The organism is Corynebacterium suranareeae (assembly GCF_002355155.1).
Taxonomy (GTDB): Bacteria; Actinomycetota; Actinomycetes; order Mycobacteriales; family Mycobacteriaceae; genus Corynebacterium; species Corynebacterium suranareeae.
In genome coordinates this window covers 315,141-335,445 of sequence record NZ_AP017369.1, presented here as the reverse complement: position 1 = coordinate 335,445, position 20,305 = coordinate 315,141, and the positions used below count along the sequence as shown (strand labels likewise).

10 protein-coding genes are annotated in these 20,305 nt (G+C 52.8%); 7 read left to right on the top strand and 3 right to left on the bottom strand.

Translation table 11 applies throughout. The features are described from left to right. Window positions 1-5 precede the first annotated feature (5 nt). The 5 genes from N24_RS01585 to N24_RS01565 all read left to right on the top strand — a co-directional run bounded on the left by N24_RS01585 (window position 6) and on the right by N24_RS01565 (window position 9,660). Complete coding sequence (locus N24_RS01585; RefSeq protein ID WP_096453732.1) at window positions 6-1,472, top strand: FAD-binding oxidoreductase; 1,467 nt, start codon at window positions 6-8, stop codon at window positions 1,470-1,472. A gap of 18 nt (window positions 1,473-1,490) precedes the next feature. Next, on the top strand, window positions 1,491-2,252 hold the full coding sequence (locus N24_RS01580; protein ID WP_096453730.1) for a decaprenylphospho-beta-D-erythro-pentofuranosid-2-ulose 2-reductase: 762 nt from the start codon (window positions 1,491-1,493) through the stop codon (window positions 2,250-2,252). Window positions 2,253-2,406: 154 nt separating this feature from the next. Further along, window positions 2,407-4,440 (top strand): galactan 5-O-arabinofuranosyltransferase, encoded by a 2,034-nt coding sequence (locus tag N24_RS01575; RefSeq protein WP_096453728.1) that lies wholly within the window; start codon window positions 2,407-2,409, stop codon window positions 4,438-4,440. After that, window positions 4,433-7,906, top strand: a complete 3,474-nt coding sequence (locus N24_RS01570) for an arabinosyltransferase domain-containing protein (RefSeq protein ID WP_096453726.1) — start codon at window positions 4,433-4,435, stop codon at window positions 7,904-7,906. Before N24_RS01575 ends, N24_RS01570 begins: the two co-directional genes overlap by 8 nt. 266 nt (window positions 7,907-8,172) lie before the next feature. Beyond that, on the top strand, window positions 8,173-9,660 hold the full coding sequence (locus tag N24_RS01565; protein ID WP_157736384.1) for a glutamate-cysteine ligase family protein: 1,488 nt from the start codon (window positions 8,173-8,175) through the stop codon (window positions 9,658-9,660). A gap of 740 nt (window positions 9,661-10,400) precedes the next feature. On the opposite strand, the gene N24_RS01560 is transcribed toward N24_RS01565, so the two are convergent. Together N24_RS01560 and gltB are read right to left on the bottom strand one after the other, a co-directional pair. Continuing rightward, complete coding sequence (locus tag N24_RS01560) at window positions 10,401-11,921, bottom strand: glutamate synthase subunit beta (protein WP_096453724.1); 1,521 nt, start codon at window positions 11,919-11,921, stop codon at window positions 10,401-10,403. Then, window positions 11,921-16,453 (bottom strand): glutamate synthase large subunit, encoded by a 4,533-nt coding sequence (gene gltB, locus N24_RS01555; protein WP_096453722.1) that lies wholly within the window; start codon window positions 16,451-16,453, stop codon window positions 11,921-11,923. Before gltB ends, N24_RS01560 begins: the two co-directional genes overlap by 1 nt. A 201-nt stretch (window positions 16,454-16,654) precedes the next feature. Here gltB and N24_RS01550 point away from each other — a divergent pair, with 201 nt between their 5' ends. After that, on the top strand, window positions 16,655-17,092 hold the full coding sequence (locus N24_RS01550; RefSeq protein ID WP_096453720.1) for a PAS domain-containing protein: 438 nt from the start codon (window positions 16,655-16,657) through the stop codon (window positions 17,090-17,092). Window positions 17,093-17,880: 788 nt separating this feature from the next. Then, on the top strand, window positions 17,881-19,356 hold the full coding sequence (locus N24_RS01545) for a sugar porter family MFS transporter (RefSeq protein ID WP_096453718.1): 1,476 nt from the start codon (window positions 17,881-17,883) through the stop codon (window positions 19,354-19,356). 374 nt (window positions 19,357-19,730) lie between these two features. Here N24_RS01545 and N24_RS01535 read toward each other — a convergent pair whose 3' ends face one another. Next, window positions 19,731-20,210 carry a hypothetical protein gene (locus N24_RS01535; protein WP_231910817.1) on the bottom strand — a complete coding sequence of 160 codons (480 nt, stop codon included), beginning with the start codon at window positions 20,208-20,210 and terminating at the stop codon, window positions 19,731-19,733. Window positions 20,211-20,305: the final 95 nt, after the last annotated feature.

The following is a 20,305-nucleotide window of genomic DNA, read 5'->3' as shown; positions in this document are numbered from 1 at the left end:
AAGCGATGAACAGTTCTCACGGCACGTCCAGCTCCGGCGCTTCGGCCGGTGCCCACGGAGCCCTTCCCCTAGAAGCTAAGAAACTGAACGGTTGGGGCCGCACCGCTCCTACCACTGCTGAGGTACTTTCCACCCCAGATCTAGACATCATTGTGGATGCTGTCCGCCAGGTCGCTGAGCAAAACGACTCCAAGCCGGACTACCTCAAGCGTGGCGTTATTGCCCGTGGCATGGGACGCTCCTACGGTGATCCAGCCCAAAACGCCGGTGGCCTTGTCATTGACATGCAGCCACTGAACAAAATCCACTCCATTGATCCGGATTCCGCGATTGTTGATGTTGACGGTGGCGTCACCCTAGATCAGCTGATGAAGGCCGCGTTGCCTTATGGCCTGTGGGTTCCTGTCCTTCCTGGTACTCGCCAAGTCACCATCGGCGGTGCCATTGGCCCTGATATCCACGGCAAGAACCACCACTCTGCTGGTTCCTTCGGCGATCACGTTGTCTCCATGGAGCTGCTCGTCGCCGACGGCCGCATCCTCCACCTTGAACCCGAAGGCACCGCAGAAGATCCACAGGGAGACCTGTTCTGGGCAACCGTTGGTGGCATGGGGCTTACCGGCATCATCGTGCGCGCACGCATCCGCATGACCAAAACTGAGACCGCTTACTTCATTTCAGACACTGACCGCACCAACAACCTCGATGAAACAGTTGCGTTCCACTCCGATGGATCTGAGCACAACTACACCTATTCATCAGCATGGTTCGACGTGATCAGCTCCGAACCAAAACTTGGTCGCTCCACCATTTCCCGTGGTTCCCTAGCCACCCTTGCTCAGCTTGAAGAACTCGCACCAAAACTGGCTAAAGATCCACTGAAGTTCAATGCTCCACAGCTGATGAAGGTTCCAGATATCTTCCCATCCTGGACCATGAACAAGCTCTCCCTCATGGCAATCGGCGAAGCCTACTACGCCATGGGAGCACCAGCGAAAAACAAGGTGAAAAACCTCACCCAGTTCTACCAACCACTCGACCTCATTGGTGAGTGGAACCGTGGCTATGGATCTAAAGGTTTCTTGCAGTACCAATTTGTGGTTCCAATGGATGCCGTTGAGCCCTTCAAAGAGATCATCCGCGATATGCAAAAGTCCGGCCACTACTCTGCGTTGAACGTGTTCAAGCTGTTTGGTCCAGGCAACCGTGCACCACTTTCTTATCCAATGCCTGGTTGGAACGTCTGCGTGGACTTCCCCATCCGCCCAGGTCTAGGAGCTTTCCTAGATGATCTGGACAAGCGTGTCATGGAATTCGGTGGACGCCTCTACCTGGCTAAGGAATCTCGCACTTCTGCAGAAAACTTCCACACCATGTACCCAGGTATGGAAGGTTGGTTGAAGACCCGACACGAGATCGACCCAACCGGTGTCTTTGCCTCTGACATGTCCCGCCGACTCGAGCTTTCCTAAGAAAGGGCTTTAATAAAAATGCTTAATGCAGTGGGCAAGGCCCAAAACATTCTCCTCCTCGGTGGCACATCAGAAATTGGCATTTCCATTGTCTCTCGCTTCCTCAAGCAGGGTCCATCCCATGTGACATTGGCAGCGCGTAAAGATTCCCCTCGTGTTGATGCCGCAGTCAAAGAAATCGAAGCAGCCGGTGCCGCATCCGTTACCGTTATTGACTTCGATGCACTAGACACCGAATCGCACCCCGCAGCAATCGATGCAGCTTTTGAACAAGGCGACGTCGACGTAGCAATCGTGGCGTTTGGCATCCTCGGTGACAATGAAGCACAGTGGCGCGACCAGGCACTTGCAGTAGAAGCAACCACCGTGAACTACACCGCTGGTGTCTCCGTTGGTGTGTTGCTCGGCCAGAAATTTGAAGCCCAAGGCCACGGCACCATCGTTGCTTTGTCTTCTGTTGCAGGTCAACGAGTTCGCCGTTCCAACTTTGTCTACGGCTCCGCGAAGGCTGGTTTCGATGGTTTCTACACCCAACTTGGTGAAGCCCTACGTGGATCCGGCGCCAACGTGTTGGTTGTTCGTCCAGGTCAGGTGCGCACCAAGATGTCCGCAGACGGTGGCGAAGCCCCACTGACTGTCAACCGCGAAGACGTATCCGATGCTGTTTATGATGCAGTGGTGAACAAAAAGGACATCATCTTTGTCCACCCACTGTTCCAATACGTATCTTTTGCGTTCCAATTCATTCCGCGCGCAATCTTCCGCAAACTGCCGTTTTAAAAATTTTGCGGTAAAACTTTTTTACCCGCCGTCCTTCACACATGCTGGATGGCGGGTTTTGCGTATGCCGCGCCTTAATGCGGTTGAACACCACCAACGTATTATTTTGCTCCTCCAACTCAGGAATATCGGTTGAGTATGAAAGACTTTTATCATGATTAACACCTCTGAACATGAAGGTGACGTTGTGGCTCATCAGGATTTGAATCCTTATGGGCCTTCTCGTACACCTGAAGGCGAAGTGTATCGGCCTGACCGCTTAAGCAAAACAGCTACCCTTGGTGCGATTGTGGCAGCTGCTGTCCTCGCCTTCGCGTTTGCTTTGGTGTTGTGGCTGGCGTTGAAGCAAACAAATCTGCCAGCGTTTGGACCATCCAATGTCACAAGGGCGCTGTCGTCTGCCACGATTGCTGCGGTGCTGGTGGTTACTGGTGGATTAACGTGGCTGTGGGTACGTGACGAGCATCAAAATAATCCACGGTGGCAGTTAGAAAACGTGAAACCACGGCCGAAGTGGCGCACGGTACTGACATACTTGGTGTCTTATTTAAGCCCTGCTGCACTTGTGGTTGCGGTGCTGGCGATACCGTTGTCAGCAACTCGGTTGTATCTTGATGGCATCAGCGTTGACCAGGGCTTTAGGACACAGTTCCTCACCCGAATGGCCGATGAAGTCAGCTTGTCGGACATGAACTACATCGATATGCCCACCTACTATCCAGCAGGCTGGTTTTGGCTTGGTGGGCGTCTTGCCAACATGTTGGGGATTCCCGGTTGGGAAGCTTTCCAACCATGGGCGATTATTTCTATGGCGGTGGCTGCATCGGTGTTGGTTCCGGTATGGCAACGCATCATTGGTTCACTGCCAGTTGCAACAGGGATTGCACTGGTAACTACCTCAGTTATTTTGGCCATGAATGCCGAGGAACCGTATGCAGCAATCGTTGCCATGGGTATTCCTGCCATGTTGGTGCTTGCTTCACGGATTGCCACGGGTGATAAGTTCGCGCTTGCCGGAGGCATTATTTACCTGGGTGTTTCGGCTACTTTTTATACTTTGTTCACCGGAGCTATCGCGCTATCTGCGGTTGCGGTGTGTTTGTTAACTGCTGCGGTATTAAAGCGCTCGATTAAACCTGTGCTGTGGCTTGCCGTGCTGGGTGTGGGTTCCATCTTGATTGCGCTGGTGTCGTGGGGTCCGTTTCTTTTGGCGTCGTTAAATGGTGCGGAGCGTTCAGGTGATTCGGCAACGCATTATCTTCCCCTAGAAGGCACCCAATTCCCAGTGCCGTTTTTAGCACCTAGTGTGTTGGGTCTGTTGTGCCTGTTTGGCCTGGCCTATTTGGTGGTTCGTTTCCATGACAGTGATGTGCGTGCGCTGTGGGTAGGTCTCGCGGTGTTTTATGCCTGGATGGGAATGTCCATGGCGGTGACGTTGATTGGCAACACGTTGCTGGGATTCCGTTTGGATACGGTGTTGGTGCTTATTTTCGCTACTGCAGGTGTGCTGGGAATTGCTGATTATCGCCTAGTTAGTGTCTATCAGCTCTATCCCACCCAGATTAAGGAACGCACTGCAGCAAACCTCACCACCATCATTGTTATTGCCATGCTGCTTGGTGGTTTGCACTACGCGCAGGATCTGCCACAGAAGAATGCTCATCCGATCGATTTGGCGTACACCGATACTGATGGTTATGGCGAGCGGGCTGATCTTTATCCGGCAGGATCTGCACGTTATTACAACGAGATCAATACTCATTTGCTTGATCAGGGTTTTGAACCTTCAGAAACTGTCGTGCTCACAGATGAGCTGGATTTCTTGAGTTTTTACCCTTATCGCGGATTCCAGGCTTTTACGTCTCACTACGCTAACCCGCTTGGTGAGTTTGGTAATCGTAATGCGTTCATCGAGGAGCTTGCGGTAAGTAGCTGGGATGAGTTGGCTGATCCACAAAGCTTCAACGATGCGTTAAATGAATCACCGTGGACACCTCCTGAGGTCTTTATTTTCCGCGGTTCTGTGGATGATCCTGATGCGGGTTGGAAGTATGACATCGCTGAGGATCTTTATCCCAACAACCCGAATGTGCGTTTCCGTGGCGTGTTCTTCAACCCATCTTCCTTTGATCAAGCGTGGGAGGCCAAGCAAGTGGGACCTTTCGTGGTGGTGACGCACAATGAGTAATTCCTCACCAAACAGCCATAACCCGCAGCGCCAACTCGGTGCTAAACAGGGCCATCACGTAGACTCGATCAACGTGTCAGATGTAGTTGAGTCGAAAAAACTAAAAGGTTCAGGGGCCCAACCCCCGCAGGTTGCCCCGGGCTGGTTAAAGAAACTGGCTATTTCATCAGGTCTGCTAGGCCTTTTGATGTTTGTTTTGCTGCCATTTTTACCAGTCAACCAAGTGCAGTCTTCGCTGTCATGGCCACAGAATGGTGAGCTGTCCAGTGTTAATGCTCCACTGATTTCTTACGCACCTCAGTCGATGGATGCTTCCATCCCTGTGTCTGCGTTGGATAGCCTCAATGACAATCAGACGTTGGTGATGGGCACGCTGCCGCTCGACAGCACGGATGCCACCAACCGTGGTTTATTTGTGCGCACCATCGACGGCAATCTTGATGTGATTGTTCGCGGTGAGGTGCTCTTAGATCTTTCACCAACTGAGGTGGATCGCCTACCAAGCGATGCCATCCTAGAGATTTCCTCCACCGAGGAAACCACCACCGCGGAAATCTCCGGCACCTCATTTGCCGGTGAGACCGAAGGCGACGAGCGGCCCCAGGTCACCGGCGTTTACAGCGAGCTTATCGACGACCCCTCCACCGCTTCCGCCCTGGAGTCAGCGGGCCTTGGGGTTGATATTGAAATCAACTCCCGATTCACGTCCTCGCCAAGCTTTATCAAGTACGCCGCCATGTTCATCGGCCTGGCGTCTTTGGTGGTCTCCCTGTGGGCACTGCACCGCATGGATATTTTGGATGGCAGGAAAACCCACCGCTTCTTGCCTGCCAACTGGTACAAGTTCAAACCACTTGATGGTGTCGTTGTAGCCATTTTGGTGTTCTGGCACTTCATTGGCGCCAATACTTCTGATGATGGCTTCATCATGAACATGGCTAGGGTCTCCCACAATGCGGACTATATGGCCAACTACTACCGCTGGTTTGGTGTCCCTGAATCACCTTTCGGTGCTCCTTATTATGACTTGCTAGGTCTGATGGCCTACGTTTCTACATCATCAATTTGGCTTCGACTCCCTGCACTGCTGGCCGGCTTGATCATGTGGTTTGTGATCACCCGCGAAGTCATGCCACGGTTTGGTCCACTGGTTGATGGACGCCGCGTTGCGCACTGGTCTGCAGCAATGGTGTTCCTGGCATTCTGGTTGCCGTACAACAACGGCACCCGACCTGAACCGATCATCGCCATGGGTGCACTTCTAGCATGGGTTTCTTTCGAGCGTGCGATTGCAACCTCAAGGTTGTTGCCAGCTGCTGTTGGTGTCATCATCGCGACTATTTCACTAGCATCGGGCCCAACTGGCTTGATGGCAGTTGCAGCACTGCTAGTCAGTTTGTCGTCGTTGATTCGCATTCTTTATAGGCGCTTGCCGCTAGTGGGAGCGCCGAGGGGGGCGTCGACAAGCAAAATCTTTGGCGCAACGCTAGCCATGCTGTCACCATTCCTGGCGGCCGGAACCGCAATTCTCATCGCTGTTTTTGGCGATCAGACTCTATCAACCGTCCTGGAATCCATCAGCGTGCGCTCCGCGAAGGGCCCAGCGCTGACCTGGTACCACGAGTATGTGCGCTACCAAACTGTCATGGAGCAAACTGTTGATGGTTCCTTTACCCGCCGCTTTGCGGTGCTGATCCTCGGTGCCTGCCTGGCTATTGTGGTCACCGCGATCCTGCGCTACGGCCGCATCCCAGGCGCTGCCAAGGGACCGTCCCTGCGTTTGATGCTGGTTATTTTTGGCACGATCTTCTTCATGATGTTCACCCCAACCAAGTGGACCCACCACTTCGGTGTTTACGCAGGTCTTGCCGGCGCCCTTGCTGGTCTGGCCGCTGTTGGGCTGTCATACGTTGCGGTGAAATCACCACGCATGCGCACCTTCTCTATCGGCGCATTCCTCTTCCTGCTAGCGCTGGCACTCGCTGGCGTTAACGGATTCTGGTACACCTCCAGTTACGCCGTGCCATGGTGGGATAAAACCATCCAGCTCAAGGGCATTGAAGCATCCACCGTGGTGCTGGTGATCTCTGTGATTGTGCTGGTCATCGGCGTAATCCAATCGTTTGTCCGCGACGTAAAAACCGCACAAGCAGAAACACACCACTCCATGGGTGAACTTGCTGCCGAAGATGCTGCAAAGCGTGAACGCGCCTCCAAGTTCAAAGGCCTCCAAGCCTCCCCCATCGCTGTGGTATCCGCCCTGGTTGTCTTCATCACCTGCGCGTCAATGGGCAAAGCGTTTGTTGATCAATACCCTTCCTACTCAGTAGGGCTAGGCAACCTCCGCGCACTCAAGGGCGAAACCTGCGGTCTTGCCTCCGATGCGATGTTGGAAACTAACTCCAACGATTCCTTCCTCACCCCAGTCAACTCCAGCCTGGGCGAATCGCTCGAATCCGATGAAATCCGCGGATTCAGTGCCTCCGGAATCCCATCTTCCATCAGCCAGGACCAAGCAAACCTCTCTCAAGTCGGTGCAATCGCCAACACTGATGATTCCACCGAAACCGGCGGATCTGATGAATCTTCTGGACAATCCACCGGTAACACCGGCGGTGTCCGAGGCTCCGAAGGCATCAACGGCTCCAATGCCCGACTGCCATTCAACCTGGACTACACCCAAGTCCCAGTCGTAGGTTCCTGGTCAGCTGGCACACAAAACCCAGCACACCTGACCACCGACTGGTACGAAATCCCAGAAGCCACCGAAGAGGCACCCATCATCGTGGTATCGGCAGCTGGCCGCATCGAACACTACGACATCAACGGCGTCCACCAATCCGGACAATCCGTCATGCTCGAATACGGCCACCTCAACGAAGATGGCACAGTTGAAGAACTCGGCGAAGCCATGATGTACGACATCGGCCCCGAGCCTTCCTGGCGTAACCTCCGCTACCCACTCGACCAACTTCCAGAGGAAGCAAACACCGTGCGCATCGTCGCATCCGATGTCAACCTCGACGAAGACCAATGGGTAGCCATCACCCCACCACGAGTACCTAACCTCGATTCGCTCAACAACGTCATCGGATCCGAAGCCCCAGGTCTCCTCGACTGGGCAGTTGGCCTGCAATTCCCATGCCAACGCACCTTCGACCACTACGCCGGAGTCACCGAGATTCCTGAATACCGAATCTCCCCAGACCACGGCGGAAAATCCACCCTCTCCCCATTCCAAGACTGGGCAGGCGGCGGATCCATGGGCACTGCCGAAGCAGTAAACAACGCCTACGAAATCCCCTCCTACCTCCGCAACGACTGGGGCCGCGACTGGGGTTCCATCGAACGCTACTCCCTGCGCACCAACTCCAACGGCGATGCACCTAAGGTTGCTGACATCAACCTTGAAACCATCCAACGTTCCGGACTGTGGAATCCAGGGCATATGAAGGTAGACGACTAAGAGATTTTCTTGGTTTAGAAATCTTAGTTTGAAAGAATGCGGCTACTCCCTTTTAAGGGGTGGCCGCATTTTTGTGGTTTAAGGCAGTCTGCTGGGGCAGGTATTAAGCTCTCTGCGTACTGCTCTTGTCGAATTATAAAAACCCCGTCCCAGCTGGATATTTCTAAAGTCAGGTCACGTACTCAATTAGAAGCCCAGGTTTATCGCTTTGCGATTTCCTGACTAGTAACCACACCCAGCACCATCTTTTATGGTTTGCTCTAGTTATGGGCGAATCAGTAAGCACTGACAGATACACTCCGCAGCAACGCACGCGTTATCGCCAGTTGCTCACGGAAGACCTTGAGATTTTTGATCGGCATTTGCAGCATTCCGATTTTGAAGATCAAGGTTCTATTGGGCTGGAGTTGGAGCTCAACCTCGTCGATAAGCATATGCAGCCTGCTTTGGCAGGACACACTGTGCTTTCCCATTTGGACGATGAGTACCAGTCCGAGATCGGCAACTTTAATGTGGAGCTCAACCACCCGCCGCTCTCTGTTAAAGGCGATGCTTTACGACGCCTGGAGCAGGGCATCACATCGCGCCTAGGGCGCGTGCGTGCTGCGGCCACATCGGAGAACGTGAATGTGGCGATGATCGGAACGCTGCCCACCATCACCCCGGAATTTCTCGAAAATTCTACCTGGATGACCCAGGAAAACCGCTACCGTGCGCTGAGCAATGCGGTGATGGAATCGCGCGGCGAATTAGTGCACATCAACATTGCCGACCGTGAACAAATCATCCACGATTTCACCGATATCGCCCCCGAATCAACCTGCACATCCATTCAGCTTCACCTGCAATTAGCGCCCAATAAATTTGCGGCGGCCTGGAACGCGTCCCAAGCAATAGCTGGTGTTCAAGCAGCTCTTTCCGCCAACTCCCCGCTGTTTTTAGGCCGTCGAGTATGGCATGAAAGCCGCATTCCGGTCTTCCAACAAGCTATCGATACCCGCACCCCTGAACTTGTCAATCAAGGTGTCCGCCCCAGGGTATGGTTCGGTGAACGGTGGATCACCAGCGTTTTCGACCTTTTCGAAGAAAACGTCCGCTACTTCTCCCCTCTCATCGCTGAATCGCGAGCACTCTCCGGCACACCAATGATGAAGGGGAAATCCCCAGCCCTTCACTACCTCAACCTGCACAACGGAACGGTGTGGCGCTGGAATCGACCCATCTACGCTCCCGGTGAAGAACGCTCCCACCTCCGTTTGGAAAACCGCCTTCTACCTGCAGGTCCAACCCCCATCGACATCACGGCTGATGCCGCTTTCTACTACGGTTTGGTCAAATACTTGGCAGAGGAAAACCGGCCTGTGTGGTCACGTCTCCAGTTCAACGATGCGGAAAAGAACTTCCAATCCGGTGCTCGTTCAGGACTTTTTGCCCGCATGACCTGGCCGACACTTGGTCAAGTAAACGTCGCAGATTTAGTCCAAGAACATCTCATTCCACAGGCCCGCATTGGCCTTGAACGCCTCGATGTAAATAACGACCTCATCGACCAATACCTGGGTATCATCACCGAACGCGCAAAGTCCCGGCAAAACGGTGCGACGTGGCAACTGCGAACTCTCAACAAGTTGGAAGCACACGGAAGCATGCCAGGTTCCGATGCCCGAAAAGCCGGTCTTGCAGCAATGTTGCAAGAGTATTTGCGAAACCAAGAAACCGGCGAACCTGTCCACACATGGAGCATCGGCGGTTAATTAAAATTCAGCATTAGTACGCTTCAAAAATAACAAATATAGATAGTTTTGAAGCATGTCCTATTGATTTTGAATGCACAAAACCACTCCTCCTAGACAGCCAGCGGCACATCCTGTGGTGAAACCCGACTTGGGTAAAATTAGTGCCGAAATAACTGTTTGACCCGTGTGGATTTAGGTGTTCGTGCACTCGACGGCATAAGACCAAACCAGGAGACCCAGAAATCACTTTTTCGACGTTTGTGGGTCTCCTGGTTTGGTGTATCGCTCTCAATACCAAACACAGAGACCCAACATTTAAGTTTTTGAAGATTCTGGGTCTCCTGGTTTGGTCGCTCTCAAATTCAAGCCGTTACCTTGAAAAGTCATACCTCCCCAGAAGCCCGTTTAAGAGGTTTTCGAGGTCGAGCGCATACCAAAGCTCACCCAGAAAAACCCGAGGCTTTAAACAAGGCGATAAACGCTCACGCGTATTTTCATTTCATCAGTTATCGGGTTTGCCGAGTTGGGCCACATTAGTGCCGAAATTGTCCCCTATGCCAAAAATCTGCACTGGTCAGAGAATCAAAATGATCTTCTAGTGAGATTGGCCTAAGTTTGGTCGGCGGCTAATTGAAACTCGGCATTAGTACGCTTCAAAAATAACAAATATAGATAGTTTTGAAGTATTTCTTTAAATTCTGAATGTAAAAAACCACTCGAAACCGCAGTCTCGAGTGGTTTTTTAAGAGCACATCTGCTTAAACAGCCAGCGGAACATCCTGTGGTGAAACAGCTACTGGAAGTGCGGTTTCGCCCATGAGGTCGGCGTCGATAGCTGCGGCACATGCGCGACCTTCGGCGATTGCCCACACGATCAGGGACTGTCCACGTCCGTTGTCACCTGCGATGTAAACGCGGGAGTTGGTGGGGCTGCGGTATTCGGAGTCGCGGAGGATGCGGCCGCGGTCGTCGAAACCTACACCGAGTTCGTGTGCCAATCCGCCTTGTTCTGCACCAGTGAAACCAAGTGCGATGAGAACGAGGTCTGCTTCGAAGGGGAATTCGGTGCCTTCGATTGGTTCACGTTTGCCGTTGACAACGCGGATTTGGTTGCCGGTAAGTCCAGTGACGTGGCCGTTGGTGCCGTGGAATTCCACGGTGTTGACGGCAAATTTACGTTCACCAAGAGTGGAGCCTGCGGCACGTTCTGCAAGGCCTAGTGCTGCGATTTCATCGGCTGATTCATCACCGGTGATGATGTATTCACCTTCTTCGTGGGCCGTTGCGGTGCGGAAGAGGTTGGGGTACATCGGCCATGGGGTGGAATCGGCACGTTGGAAAGGTGCGCGGGGGCGGATATCAAATTGGGTGACTGATTCTGCTCCTTGGCGCAGTGCGGTGCCGAAGCAGTCGGTGCCGGTGTCGCCGCCGCCGATGATGACAACTTTCTTGCCTTTGGCGTTGATGGGAGAAACGTCACCGTCACCTTCGTTGATGCGGTTTTGGGCGGTGAGGTAATCCATTGCCGCATGGATGCCCTTGAGGTCGCTGCCTGGAACCGTGAGTTCGCGGGCAACGGGGGTGCCGGTGGCGAGGAGGATGGCGTCGAAAAGCGCTAGTTCAGCTGCACGCGGCGAGGTGCCTACCTGGAAAGTTGTGCCCTCTGCCTTCATTTGTTCGATGCGGCGGTCGATCCAGCGGTTTTCCATTTTGTATTCCGGCACGCCGTAGCGCATGAGGCCGCCGAGGCGGTCGTCGCGCTCGAAGACGGTGACGCTGTGGCCTGCGCGGGTGAGCTGCTGCGCGGCGGCAAGCCCGGCGGGGCCGGAACCGACGACGGCGACGGACAGGCCGGTGGACATGGATGGGATGACTGGTTGCACCCAGCCTTCGCGGAATGCCTTTTCGACGATTTCCAGCTCGACGTTTTTGATGGTGACAGCGTCATCGTTGATGCCGAGCACGCAGGCACCTTCGCAGGGTGCGGGGCACAAACGGCCGGTGAACTCGGGGAAGTTGTTGGTCGCGTGCAGGCGATCGTAGGCTTCCTTCCACCGACCTTGGCGCACCAAATCATTCCACTCGGGGATGATGTTTCCAAGTGGGCAGCCTTCGTGGCAGAACGGCACACCGCAATCCATGCAGCGGGCGGCTTGTTCCTCGATCTGACCTGCCGGTGCCTTTTCGTAGACCTCGGAATAGTCCATGAGGCGCAGCGGAACCGGGCGGTGTGCAGGCTCGCGTCGGGAGTATTTGATGAATCCTTGTGGGTCGGCCATTAGCTCACTGCCTCCATGATCTTGATTGCTGGGTCGTGGCCCTCAGCGTGGGCGGTTTCAATGATGTTGAGTACTTTTTGGAAATCGCGCGGCATGATTTTCACCAAATCTTGTGCGCGCAGTTTGGTGTCGGATCCGGTGAGTTCGCGGTGACGAGCAATGAGCTCATCAGCCCAGGTCAGATCGTCAGCACTCAGTGGAAGAACATCAACCAATTCGCCGTTGATCTTCTGGTTTAGATCCGGGGAATTAGCCAGGTACGCAATGCCACCAGACATACCAGCACCGAAGTTTTCACCGACCGGGCCCAACACCAGGACGCGGCCACCGGTCATGTATTCACATCCGTGATTTCCGATACCTTCGACAACTGCGGTGGCACCAGAGTTTCGGACGCAGAAACGTTCGCCGACCTGGCCTCGAATGAACAGTTCACCACTGGTTGCGCCGTAGCCAAGCACGTTTCCGGCAATGATATTTGGATTGTTCTTCAGCTGTTTTGGTGCCTGAGCGGAAGGCTTGATCACAATCTTTCCACCAGATAGTCCCTTGCCCACAAAGTCATTGGCATCGCCGGTGAGGTTGATGGAAATACCTCGTGGGATGAACGCACCGAAGGAGTTACCGGCGCAACCTTCCAGGTTCAAGGTGATGGTGCCATCTGGCAAACCTTGAGCACCAGCTACTCGGCTGACTGCGGAACCCAGCATGGTGCCAACTGAACGGTTGACGTTGCTGATGGGGCTATCAATGACAATGCTGGTTTCCACACCTGCTGCGGCCTTCGTGATCGTGTCTGAGGCCTTATCAATAAACGCATTATCCAGGGCTTTTTCCAGGCTATGTTCCTGGGTTTTGGTGCACCGCACATCCTGACTTGGGAAGTGTGGAGTAACTGGTCGGTGGAAAATTGGGCTCAGATCTAGATGTGCTGCACGGGAATCAGCTGGAATTCCGGAACGCTTACGCAGTACCTGGGCTTGTCCCACGGCCTCATCGATAGACCGGAAACCAAGCTGTGCCAAGTACTCGCGGACTTCTTGAGCAATGAAGGTAAAGAAGTTAACCACGTGTTCAGCCTTGCCGGTGAACTTGGAACGCAGATCTGGGTTTTGGGTAGCGATACCCACCGGGCAGGTATCCAGGTGGCACACGCGCATCATGATGCAGCCTTCCACCACCAACGGTGCGGTGGCAAAACCGAACTCTTCTGCACCGAGCAGAGCTGCGATAACCACATCTCGACCAGTTTTTAGCTGACCATCGCATTGCACTCGAATACGATCGCGCAGGCCGTTGAGCAGCAACGTTTGCTGGGTTTCAGCCAAGCCCAACTCCCATGGACCACCAGCATGCTTCAGAGACGTCAAAGGCGATGCACCCGTTCCGCCATCGTGGCCGGAAATTAACACCACATCAGCGTGTGCTTTGGACACACCTGCAGCAACGGTGCCCACACCTTGTTCTGCCACCAGCTTCACGTGGATTCGTGCGCGAGGGTTGGCATTTTTCAGATCGTGGATTAGCTGCGCTAGATCCTCAATGGAGTAAATATCGTGGTGTGGGGGAGGCGAAATCAAACCAACACCTGGGGTGGTGATACGAACTTCAGCAACCCATGGGTAAACCTTGTTTGGTGGCAACTGGCCACCTTCACCAGGCTTTGCACCCTGCGCCATTTTGATCTGGATATCGGTGCAGTTGTTTAGGTAATGGCTGGTCACACCGAAACGACCCGAGGCTACCTGCTTAATGGCAGAACGCTTCCAATCACCGTTGGGTTCCACATCAAAACGGCGGGCGTCCTCGCCACCTTCACCAGAGTTGGACATGCCACCCAGGCGGTTCATGGCAATGGCCAACACCTCATGGGCTTCAGCGGAAATCGAGCCATAAGACATCGCGCCAGTAGAGAAACGCTTCACGATCTCACTGACCGGCTCCACTTCAGACACTGGAATTGGCTTGCGATCCGTGCTGAATTCAAACAGACCACGAATGGTACCCAGGCGAGTGGATTGATCATCAACCTTGCGAGTGTAATCCTTGAAAATCTCATAGCTGCCAGAACGAGTAGCGTGCTGTAGCTTGAAGATGGTTTCTGGGTTGAACAGGTGGTATTCACCTTCACGACGCCACTTGTATTCACCACCCAAATCCAATTCGCGGTGAGCGTGCTCTTCAGGTCGTGGCAAAAAGGCGCTGCGGTGACGAGCTTCCACATCAGCTGCAACCTCATCCAGTCCGATGCCGGAAATTGGTGAAGCAATGCCTCCGAAATAGTTGTCCAGGAGATCTTGATGCAGACCAGTGACATCGGCAAGCTGCGCGCCACGGTACGAAGACACCGTCGCGATACCCATCTTGGACATCACCTTCAGCACACCAGTGGTGGCTGCCTTGATGTAGTTGCGGGATGCCTCATCCAGAGAAAGATCATCCAACTGACCCTTCATGCGCAGCTCATCGATGGTTTCAAACGCCATGTACGGGTTGATCGCATCTGCACCAAAACCAATGAGCATCGCCAGGTGATGAACCTCGCGGGCATCGCCAGATTCCACCACCAGGGAGCACTGGGTGCGGGTTCGTTGCTGCACCAAGTACTGATGCACAGCGGAAGTCAGCAGCAGCGCAGGGATAGGTGCCATGCGCTCATCGGATTCACGATCCGACAGCACAATCAACGTCTTGCCATTGCGGATTGCTTCAGAAACCTCACGGCGTACACGTGCAATCGCAGCTTTCATGCCAGCGCCGTGATGGGCTACTGGGTACAGGCCAGAAATCACAGCAGCACCGAAGGATTCCCATTCACCATGCGCATTGGCATTAATTAACGTGGCCAACTCATGGTTATCAATGATCGGTGATTCCAAACGGATGCGTCGCGCAGCATCAGGACCAGGATTCAACACATCAGACTGCGCGCCCAACAGCGTATACATGCTGGTCACTGGCTTTTCACGAATGGAGTCCAAAGGTGGGTTAGTCACTTGGGCAAAGCGCTGCGCGAAGAAATCATAAAGCATGCGCGGACGCTGAGACAGTGCCGCAATGGGAGTATCTGACCCCATGGAACCAATTGCTTCTGTGCCCTGACGAGCCATCGGCAGCAGCAACAAATCCACATCTTCTTCGGTGATTCCGAAAACTCGCTGGCGCAACACAGCACGCGAGTGAGGCATGTAGCTGTAGCGTGTCTGAGGCAGACGATCCAGGTGCACAAAATTATCACGAATCCATTCGCCATATGGCTGCGCTTCGCTTAATTTCTGCTTGATTTCTTCGTCTTCCACGATCCGGCCCTCGGCCGTATCAACAAGGAACATGCGTCCAGGCTGTACGCGAGTACGCTTTACGACGCTCTCCTCCTTCAAGTCCAACACACCCGATTCAGAAGCCATCACAACCAAACCCGAATCAGCTATGGTGATTCGACCAGGTCGCAGGCCATTACGGTCCAACACGGCACCCACGAAACGACCATCAGTAAACGCCAACGCAGCTGGACCATCCCATGGCTCCATCAAGCAGGAGTGGTATTCGTAGAAATCACGCAGCTTTGGGCTGAGCGTCTTGTTGTGTTCCCAAGCTTGCGGGATCATCATCGCAACAGCGTGCGGAAGTGAGTATCCGCCCAGGTGCAAAAGCTCCAAGGCCTCGTCGAAACGCGCAGTGTCCGAGCCCTCCGGGGTGCAGATAGGCAGCACGCTGCTCAAGCTACCCAGTTTGTTGCTTTTAATAAGCGCCTCGCGGGCGCGCATCCAGTTTTCATTACCGCGCACAGTATTGATCTCACCGTTGTGAGCGACAAAGCGATATGGGTGTGCCAACGGCCAGCTCGGGAAGGTGTTAGTGGAGAAACGTGAGTGCACGATCGCGATCGCTGATTCCAGACGCGCATCACCCAAATCTTCAAAAAAGCCTTCAAGCTGCAAAGTTGTCAGCATGCCTTTGTAAATGATTGTGCGTGACGACAGCGATGGAAAGTACACCGTATCTCGACCATTGGTGGTACCCAGTTCACGTTCGCAACGCTTGCGGATAAAAAACATCACACGGTCTAGATCTTCACCAGATTTTCCAGGCACAGTAAGGAAAATCTGCGCGAAACTAGGCATGGCTTCTTCAGCCATGGACCCCAAATCGCGAGAATCAAACGGAACCATGCGCCAACCAAGAACATCCGCACCTTCTTGCTTTGCGATGCGTTCAATCTCTTTTTGAGCATCCAACATAGCCATGCGACCACGAGGAAGGAAAGCAATACCCGTGGCATACTTCCCTGCCTCAGGTAGCTCAATGCCAGATACTTCACGGTAGAAGCTGTCCGGAATCTGCATGAGGATACCCGCACCATCGCCAGTGTTCTTCTCTGCACCGGCCGCACCTCGGTGATCAATATTGCGAAGCGCCTCTAGTGCGCGATCAACAATGCTGCGACTCGGGCGACCGTGGATATCCGCAATAAACGCCACACCGCAGGCGTCATGTTCATGCGCAGGGTTGTAGAGTCCTTGTGGTTTCATGCGGGATACCTCACTTAAATCCTGTTTCTATCAATCGTTCGATAATAAGAAAATCAGGCATACTACCTGCAGCGCAAGTGACAAAAGAGTTATTTTCGATCAACCAATAGGAAAACGGGAGGTCAGATAACGCTCCTGTGTTACACATCACAGGATATGGTGGAAGAAGCCCACTACTTTTCGCTATGAAAGAAGAGAAAAATGGTCGATTTTGACACCATCGCGAGCCGCCTTGTCACCGAAACAGAAGAAGCAATCATTTACGCCACCCGCGATGGCATCATCAGACTCTGGAATGGAGGATCCGAGAAACTTTTCGGATACGCAGCCGGCGAAGCCCTTGGAAAATCACTCGACATCATCATTCCCGAAAAACACCGCAAGGCACACTGGGACGGATGGGACCGCGTCATGGAATCCGGCGAAACCCGCTACGGCTCCGAACCACTTAACGTTCCAGGCATTCGTGCCGATGGTTCAAAAATGTCTTTGGAATTCTCCATCACCATCTTGAAAGATGATTCAGGAAAAATTGAAGGCGTTGCAGCTTTCCTTCGTGATGTCACCGCCAATTGGGATGAGAAAAAGTCCCTGCGGATCCGAATCAAGGAACTGGAACGCCAAATCGAGGGTCAGTAAGAGGATCTTTGGGTGCGCGGTGAGGCTTTTTTGATAGTAGCGGGGCACGCAGGTTTCCAAATGCAAAAAATAGTTCGATTCTTGTGGCATGACCACATGTTTGTGGTGGATTTTTATATCAAAGCGCCGGGTTGATGCAAAAATTCGTTCGATTTTGTGGCCAGGCCTCACGGTTGTGGTGAAAATTTGATCAGCAAACACCCAGGTTTCACATCCACCCCACTAACCCCAAAATGATGGCATCCCAGAACGCCGCCTGACGGCAGTTGGAACCCACTTTGACATAAGTAGTCAATCAGCGCCTTGAACCGCTTAAACGGGCGATTACCGCCCCCACACTCCGAATGCCCGCCCCTCGCACACTTTTTGTAATGACATTAGGATCTTTAGGCGGTGGATGAGGTGACAATGTCACCTAACAAAGGTGTCAAACAGCCCCAATCACTACCCCCTCCACCCCCGCACTCCCATCTAAGAACTCTCAAGCTCCAACATTTACAGAAGGGGCAGCTTCTGACATAAAACACAAAACTCCTGCATTAACCCGCAGCTAACAGCCACCCCAGCGCGGGAAATTCCAAATAGGCAAACATGTCCAAGCAGACACCCCCACCTCTAAGTATTACCAAATACTCAAAAACATTCAAAAAAAGTTTGTTATGTACGATTGACGGGACATATCGCGTCTGCCACGATTAAAGGCATTGGTGATGTGAATCACTGCCTACTACATCGTGTTTCGTGACCCTGCACCTCCAAGTAAGGGCACGACAAACTTAGGAGACAAGATGGCTAGTACCTTCATTCAGGCCGACAGCCCTGAAAAAAGTAAGAAGCTGCCCCCACTCACAGAAGGTCCGTATAGAAAGCGGCTATTCTACGTTGCACTAGTTGCGACGTTTGGTGGGCTGCTTTTCGGATATGACACCGGCGTAATCAACGGTGCACTCAACCCAATGACACGTGAGCTCGGACTAACCGCGTTCACTGAGGGTGTTGTAACTTCTTCCCTGCTGTTTGGTGCAGCAGCTGGTGCGATGTTTTTCGGTCGCATTTCCGACAACTGGGGTCGCCGGAAAACAATCATCTCACTTGCAGTAGCTTTCTTTGTCGGCACCATGATCTGCGTGTTTGCTCCATCTTTTGCAGTAATGGTTGTCGGACGTGTGCTTCTTGGACTCGCAGTTGGTGGCGCTTCCACTGTTGTCCCTGTCTACCTGGCTGAACTTGCTCCTTTTGAAATCCGTGGCTCACTGGCCGGCCGTAATGAGTTGATGATTGTTGTTGGTCAGCTGGCAGCTTTCGTTATCAATGCGATTATTGGAAATGTTTTTGGACACCATGAGGGTGTTTGGCGCTACATGTTAGCGATCGCCGCAATCCCAGCAATTTTCCTCTTCTTTGGAATGCTCCGAGTCCCAGAATCCCCACGCTGGCTTGTTGAGCGAGGACGCATTGATGAGGCTCGCGCAGTTCTTGAAACCATTCGCCCTCTAGAACGTGCCCACGCAGAAGTTGCTGATGTTGAGCACCTAGCAAAAGAAGAACATGCCATTTCCGAGAAGTCCATGGGCTTAAGGGAAATTTTGTCCAGCAAGTGGCTTGTGCGCATCCTCCTGGTAGGTATCGGATTGGGTGTCGCACAGCAGCTGACCGGCATTAACTCCATCATGTACTACGGCCAGGTTGTTCTCATTGAGGCTGGTTTCTCCGAGAATGCAGCTCTGATCGCCAACGTGGCACCTGGAGTTATCGCAGTTGTCGGTGCATTTATCGCACTGTGGATGATGGATCGCATCAACCGCCGTACCACCCTTATTACCGGTTATTCCCTTACCACCATTAGCCATGTGTTGATCGGTATCGCATCCGTAGCATTCCCAGTCGGCGATCCTCTTCGCCCTTACGTTATCTTGACTCTGGTTGTGATCTTCGTGGGCTCCATGCAGACCTTCCTCAACGTAGCTACCTGGGTCATGCTCTCTGAGCTCTTCCCGCTGGCAATGCGCGGTTTCGCGATCGGTATCTCAGTATTCTTCCTCTGGATCACAAACGCGTTCCTCGGATTGTTCTTCCCAACCATCATGGAAGCAGTTGGACTAACCGGAACCTTCTTCATGTTCGCCGGAATCGGTGTGGTTGCCTTGATCTTCATCTACACCCAGGTTCCTGAAACTCGTGGACGTACCTTGGAGGAGATTGATGAAGATGTTACTTCCGGTGTCATTTTCAACAAGGACATCCGAAAAGGAAAGGTGAGCTAAAGATACAGACATCGCACAGATAACACTCTCCAGATTTTTCTCAGCCGCTGCCCCTCCCCCGCTTCGCGCAGGTGGAGGGGCAGTGGCGTTTTCTTTAAATTTTGGATTCCAAACCACTACATTCGGGAGCGAAGCACACACATATCCAATAGGTAGTTCCACCACTTTCGGTGCCACACGTGCAACACTTTTGTTTAAATTCAACCGCTACCGTGAGTGTCTTTCCCAGGACCATCCACCCAATGCAGTGATTTCATTTTTTACCTGGGTTGCCAGCAGCTTTACAAATGTCTTTCTTGCCGACACTGTATTAGCATCTGTGGCGCTTCAAGCGGTTCTCCATTTGATTCGAGCCATGGTGTGATCACAGCCTCTTAATCACTAGGTTGCAATCGTCTCAATTCCACAAAATACGCAATAAGACGACGACTCAGAGATGAAAAGCCGGCTAATAGCATTCCAGGACCAGCAAACATCGCCACCAACCCGAGGACTGTCATTTCCTTCGGCCCCAGCAAAAAGTATGCCCAAAACGCTGCCCCGCCTACAAGGTAAACTGCATCCCACTTAAAATTGTTCGCTCTTGCGAATAGAAGTGGCCACCCAATAAACAGGGAAACGACCCCTCCGATTATTAGTGTCATCCCGATAAAATTAAGCTTTCCAAACTCATCGGCTGCAGTTTTAATAAGAAAGTAGCCTGTCGCAATACTTAAAAGTTCAATAAACGGAATGATGAAATATCCGAGGTCGTGGAGTCTTCTAAATTTTCGACTCATAGTAAAGTTACCTTCATCGTCATCAGAGTAGTAGTGGTGTTTGCAAGCTTTTGACAAGCCACTAAACCGTGCCACTGAAAACCCTTCGTGTTTAAATCCAGAAACTTTACGGAGTGAAAACAGTCCATTACTTAAGCATCAATCCACCACATTTTTACCCCAACGCATAG